The 5281-nt window shown below is 45.8% G+C and carries 5 protein-coding genes; 2 read left to right on the top strand and 3 right to left on the bottom strand.

The window, feature by feature from the left end; all coding sequences use genetic code 11:
- Nucleotides 1–114 precede the first annotated feature (114 nt).
- On the top strand, nucleotides 115–1275 hold the full coding sequence (locus tag J7K79_RS03995; RefSeq protein ID WP_296905414.1) for a type III PLP-dependent enzyme: 1161 nt from the start codon (nucleotides 115–117) through the stop codon (nucleotides 1273–1275).
- On the opposite strand, the gene J7K79_RS03990 is transcribed toward J7K79_RS03995, so the two are convergent.
- The 3 genes from J7K79_RS03990 to minD are packed head-to-tail and all read right to left on the bottom strand — an operon-like array spanning nucleotide 1276 to nucleotide 2782.
- Nucleotides 1276–1674 (bottom strand): secondary thiamine-phosphate synthase enzyme YjbQ, encoded by a 399-nt coding sequence (locus J7K79_RS03990; protein ID WP_296905412.1) that lies wholly within the window; start codon nucleotides 1672–1674, stop codon nucleotides 1276–1278.
- Between the two features lie 12 nt (nucleotides 1675–1686).
- Complete coding sequence (locus J7K79_RS03985) at nucleotides 1687–1962, bottom strand: hypothetical protein (protein ID WP_296905410.1); 276 nt, start codon at nucleotides 1960–1962, stop codon at nucleotides 1687–1689.
- Between the two features lie 4 nt (nucleotides 1963–1966).
- Nucleotides 1967–2782, bottom strand: a complete 816-nt coding sequence (minD, locus tag J7K79_RS03980) for a septum site-determining protein MinD (protein WP_296905416.1) — start codon at nucleotides 2780–2782, stop codon at nucleotides 1967–1969.
- A gap of 88 nt (nucleotides 2783–2870) precedes the next feature.
- Between minD and J7K79_RS03975 the strand changes: the two genes are divergently transcribed.
- Nucleotides 2871–5255, top strand: a complete 2385-nt coding sequence (locus J7K79_RS03975; protein ID WP_296905408.1) for a Lon protease family protein — start codon at nucleotides 2871–2873, stop codon at nucleotides 5253–5255.
- The last annotated feature ends 26 nt before the right edge of the window (nucleotides 5256–5281 follow it).

Raw genomic sequence — 5281 nt, 5'->3', positions numbered from 1 at the left:
GTCTCTACCTTGCTTTTATATTTAACTAAACGTTAACCAAAAGATACTTCATAACGATCTGTTTTTTCCTTATTCTTTATTCTGTATCAGTGATTCAAGTAGGGGGGAGATCCCATGGAATACTGGGTGCGAAGAGCTCTTGAAGTGACCAAAACGCCGTTTCTTCTTTTCGATCTTTCCGTGGTGGAAAAAAAGTTCTTCGAGATGAAAGCGGCTTTGAAAAGTGCCGATATATACTACGCTGTGAAGGCAAACTCCCATCCTCGCATTCTCTCTCTTCTATCGAAACTGGGATGCAATTTCGACGTGGCGTCAAAAGGAGAGATAGAAAAGCTTCTTGCCCTCGGTGTTCCAGGCAAGAGGATGAGTTTTGGAAATACCATAAAGAGAGAAGAGGATATAGCGTTCGCATACAAAAATGGAATCAGGCTTTTTGCAGTTGACAGTGAGATGGAGATAGAAAAGGTGGCGATCAGCGCACCGGGTAGTGAGATCTTTGTGAGGATAGCAACGGATGGATCTGACGCGGACTGGCCTCTCTCCAGAAAATTCGGGACCGATCCGGATCACGCTCTGGATCTTCTGTTCTATGCTGCTAAAATGAAGCTGGTCCCCGCTGGAGTGAGTTTCCATGTGGGGTCCCAGAATCTGAACCCTGAAAGCTGGAGAAAAGCCATTTCTGTTGCTGGGAAGATCTTCAAAAAAGCCATGAGATCTGGTTTGAATCTCTTTTTGTTGAATGTTGGAGGAGGATTCCCAGTTCGGCACAGAAAACCCATTCCCACGATGGAGGAGATAGGGAGAGTCATCGAAGAAGCCGTCGATGAGAACCTCTGGTTCGTCCATGGCTTGAAACTCATATCAGAACCCGGAAGGTACATGGTGGGGGAAGCTGGCTGGCTGGTCACAAAAGTGCTCTTGAAGAGTGAAAGAGCTGGAGAAAAGTGGATCTACCTGGATGCTGGTGTGTTCCATGGCCTTGCCGAGACCATACAGAATTTTGAGTACGAAGTAAGAGTGTTGGGGAAAGAAAAAGATGAGCTGGAGGAATATCACCTGGCGGGACCAACATGTGACAGTGTCGATGTCATATACGATAAGATCCTTCTTCCAAGGACCACCAATTTGAACGATCTTGTCTGTTTCGTTAATGCAGGGGCGTACACAGTAGAGTACAATACGCGTTTCAACGGAATGGAACCACCGAAGATGGTATTCATAGAAGAGCTCACGGAGACTTCTCTGGAAGAGAAGATAAAGGCAAGGCTACTATGATCAATCTTCTATTATCTTCACGTAAACACTCCTTGTTCTTGGACCATCGAACTCGCAGAAGTAAATTCCCTGCCAGGTTCCAAGCAAGGGGCGTCCGTTCTCTACTATGAGTGTAACGGATGATCCAACGAGAGAAGCTTTTATATGAGAATCTGCGTTTCCTTCCAAATGTGTGTAATTCGTCGAAGCTGGGACCAGCTTTCCAAGAGTGGTCATGATATCATGTCTTACACTGGGATCCGCGTTCTCGTTTATCGTTACGCCCGCGGTGGTGTGTGGAACGAAAACAACGCAGATGCCACTTTTCATCTTCGATTCTTCTATCACTTTGATAACCTCTGAAGTGATATCGATGAATTGAGTGCGAGTAGAAGATCGAATCGTCAGTTTTTTCACCATCTCTCACACCTCCTATTTGAAGAACACGTTCGTAATTATGACCACGTGGCCTTCCCTTTCCTCTAGGTCTATTTTTATCTTATCCTTTTCCACGTTAAACGTTTCAGAGAGCCAGCTTGCGATTCTCTCTTTTATCTTGTCGGAATTTTTATCGAGGACTTCTCTTGGTATGATCTCCGTTATGTTCATCTGCTTCCTTTTCGTCTGCCCGACGATCTGTTCCAGCCTTTTTCGGGCGGTCTCCCTGCTCTTTTTTTTCTTTCCAAACTCCCAGAACAGAAACTTCATCGTATCATCCCCTCTTGAATTTTGAGAAGAAGTCCTTCAACGAATCAAGAAACCCCCTGGATACGGTAGCGAAGTCTTCCTCAATGGGTACACGATCTCCCCGTATTCTCTTCGCTAGATTTTCGAAGTTCCTAGAGATCCTGGAATTCCCGTTCAAGGAGACAGGAGTCCCGGTGTTCGAGGCGATAATGATCTCTTCAGAATCTGGTATAACGGCTATGATCTCCAGAGAGAGTGTGTGTTTGATATCATCCGTGGTGAGCATTTCTCCCTTTTTCACCATGTGCGGTTTGAACCTGTTGATTATGACGTGGATCCTGTCATCAGAAAAGCCGAAGTTCTCCAGAAGCCCGATCACTCTGTCGGCATCGGAGATAGCAGGTACCTCGGGGGTGGTAACCACAAGGATCTTTTCAGCTGGAGCCACGGCATTTCTGAATCCCCTCTCGATACCTGCTGGAGAATCGATGATTATGTAATCGAAGTTTGGTACTAGTTCTCTGACGATTGACTTCATGTCTTCGGGAGAGACCATCTCTTTTGTGGCGATTTGTGAGGCAGGAAGGAGATAGAGATTTTTCAACACCTTGTGTCTGACCAGTGCTTCTTGAGGAGATACCTTCCCGTTCACCACGTCGATCAGTGTGTAGACTATCCTGTTTTCCAGACCAAGGACTATATCGAGATTCTTCAGACCTATGTCTGCATCAAGAAGGCAGACCTTTTCTCCAAGCTTTGCAAGAGCACATCCCAGATTGGCTGTGATGGTGGTTTTCCCCACTCCTCCTTTACCGGAGGTCACCACTATGACATCTCCCATCAATCCCACCCTTTCTCGCTTCAACTGAGTCGCTTCCTCTTCGAATATTGTACAATAAAATGTGATCACGTGAAAAAGGGGTGGAATTATGATCAAGAGACTCAAACCTGAAGAAATAAGCAATTTCGAACTCGATTTTATGAATTTCCGTACCACAGAGGAAGTTCCTCCTGGCGAAGGGTTCATAGGTCAGAAGAGGGCAAGGGAAGCCATAGAAATAGGAATAAGGATCAGGGAAAAAGGTTATAACATCTTCGTTACGGGTGTTACTGGAACAGGACGGCGCACTTTCGTTCAAAAGATGCTTCAAAGTGCGGCAAGAAAACTTTCCGTTCCAAACGATTGGGGTTATGTCTACAACTTTGAAAATCCTTATGAACCTAAAGCGATATCTTTCAAGCCTGGACAGGGGAGAAATTTTAAAAGAAGACTCGAGGATCTGATAAACGAAGTGGTGGAGGTTTTGAACAAAGCCTTTGAAAGCGAGGAATTCGCCAGAAGGGTTTCTGAAATAGAGGAGAGATTTTCCCGCATGAAGAAGGAACTCTGGGAGAGTCTGGAAGCAAAGGCGAAAGAACTCGGATTTATGGTTCAGATGACGCCCGCGGGTGTTGTGATGCTTCCCCTAGTGGATGGGAAACCTCTTTCGCCGGAGGCAGTGAACGCTCTTCCAGATGGGGCAAGGAAGGAGATCGAAGAAAGACAAGTGAAATTGAAACACCTTGTCGACGGTACGCTTTACAGAATCAGAAAGCTGGACATAGAGTTCAGAAAGTCTCTTGAGGAATTCCACAAAAGAACTGCTCTTTTCGCCATAGAACCACTCTTTTCTGAAGTGGAAAGCGAGTTTGAGGGGGAAACAATAAGGAAATTTCTGGAAGACATAAAGAAGGACATAGTGGAGAACTTGATCGACTTCTTGAAGATGGACACCAAAGAGAGAAAAGAGATATACATGAGAAAGTACTCGTTGAATTTGATCGTCGACAACTCCGATCTAGATGGTGCTCCTGTGATCTACGAGACAAATCCCACGTACTCCAATCTGTTTGGAAAGATAGAATACTACGTAAGAGGAGGCTTTCTTCAGACCGACTTTGCGATGATAAGGCCTGGAAGCATTCACAAAGCAAACGGTGGCTTCTTGATCCTCGAAGCGGAGCGTTTACTAAGCCAGCCTTACGTGTGGCAAAATCTAAAGAGGGTCCTCCTAGAAGGTCAGATTGGTGTGGAAAACCTTGAGAGTACTCTTGGCATCTCGAACACCATCACGTTAAAACCCGATAAAATTCCTCTTGACCTGAAAGTCTTCGTAATAGGAACGCCCTATCTCTACGAGCTCCTTTACGAGCTGGATCCAGATTTCAGGAAGCTGTTCAAGATAAAGGCAGAGTTCGATTGGGAAATTCCAAGAAACGAGCTCAATGTTCAAAAATACACATCCTTCATATCTACCGTTTGTCGTGAAAAGAACCTGCCTCATTTCGACAAAGGAGCTGTGAAGAGGGTCATCTGGTATGCTATGAGGCATGCAAAAGACAGTACCAAGCTCTCGACCGTTTTCGGGGACATCGTGAACCTCATAGTCGAATCTGGAGAGCTGGCGAGGATGGATGGATCAACAGTGACCACAGCCTCTCATGTTATCAGGGCTTTCAATGCGATGGAAAAGAGGAGGAACCTTCTCGAAGAGAAATACAATGAGATGATAAAAAGGTTCGACCTTATGATCGAGGTAACCGGATCCAAAGTGGGTCAAGTGAATGGTTTGACAGTACTCGAGTTTGGAGACTACTCTTTTGGGGTGCCCGTGAAGATCACGGCGAAAGTTTATCTTGGAAAACCCGGAGTTGTGGATATTCAAAGAGAAGCAGATCTCAGTGGGAAAATTCACAGCAAGGCGGTGTTGATACTGGAAGGGTTCCTTGGAAGCAGGTATGCTCAAGAGTTCCCCCTTTCTGTGAGCGCTTCAATCAGTTTTGAGCAGGTCTACAGTGAGGTAGAGGGGGACAGCGCTTCTCTTGCGGAAGCACTTGCACTTCTTTCGGCCATTTCCAGAGTTCCTGTAAAGCAAGGAATAGCCGTGACGGGTTCTATAAACCAGCACGGGGAAGTTCAACCGGTTGGGGGAATAATCGAGAAAGTCGAAGGATTTTTCAGGGCGTGTAAGAGTCGAGGTTTTGATGGGGAGCAGGGTGTGATCATACCAAAGGCCAACGCAAAGAATCTCGTGTTGAAAGATGAGATCGTCCAGGCTATGAAGAAAGGACTTTTTCACATATGGACCGTGGAGACGGTGGACGATGCGATAGAGATCGTAACGGGAATGAAGGCAGGAAAACTCACCAAGACGGGTAAGTTCGAAAGAGGCAGCGTGAACTACCTTGTCTATCGCGAGCTGAGGAAGATGAAAAAACTTCTCGATGGTGCTTTTGAAGAAACGAAGAAGAAAAAGAGAAAGGGTAAAAAATGAGACTGCCGACCGTCCTCATTGGAAGG

It is taken from the genome of Thermotoga sp. (assembly GCF_021162145.1).
GTDB lineage: Bacteria > Thermotogota > Thermotogae > Thermotogales > Thermotogaceae > Thermotoga.
The sequence above is the reverse complement of the archived record's forward strand: the minus strand, read 5'-3'. Positions and strand labels throughout refer to the sequence as shown.